The 449-nt window shown below is 75.9% G+C and carries 1 pseudogene; it reads right to left on the bottom strand.

Annotation, left to right across the window (positions count from 1 at the left end):
• Positions 1-112: 112 nt before the first annotated feature.
• Positions 113-449: pseudogene (locus tag C475_RS23810) on the bottom strand (site-2 protease family protein); the annotation flags it as partial.

The following is a 449-nucleotide window of genomic DNA, read 5'->3' as shown; positions in this document are numbered from 1 at the left end:
GTGGATCCGTCGGTGACTCGCTGGCCCGCTCCCCAGCCGCCCCGTCGCCACGTGGATCCGTCGGTGACTCGCTGGCCCGCTCCCCAGCCGCCCCGTCGCCACGGTCCCGCGGTCAGACCGTCACGACGATCGGGACCGGGGTGAAACACAGGGCGCCGAGCGCGAGCGCGAGCGCGCCGACCGCCTGCCGCCGCCGGTCGACGGGCGCGTCGTCCAGCGGCGTCGCGGTTCCGGCGCGACCGATCAGGAGCGTCAACAGCCCCCAGAGCACCCAGACGCCCACCGCCTGCCCGTCGGCGAAGACCAGCAGCGCCGCCGCGAGCCCGAACAGCGCGAGCGGCAGGACGTACCGCAGCGCCGCGACCCGCTCGCCGACGAGCGCCCGGGAGACGTGCGCCCCGTCGAGCTGTCCGACCGGCAGGAGGTTGAGGAACGTGACGAACGCGCCC

This window comes from Halosimplex carlsbadense 2-9-1, from assembly GCF_000337455.1.
GTDB classification, from domain to species: Archaea; Halobacteriota; Halobacteria; order Halobacteriales; family Haloarculaceae; genus Halosimplex; species Halosimplex carlsbadense.
The sequence above is the reverse complement of the archived record's forward strand: the minus strand, read 5'-3'. Positions and strand labels throughout refer to the sequence as shown.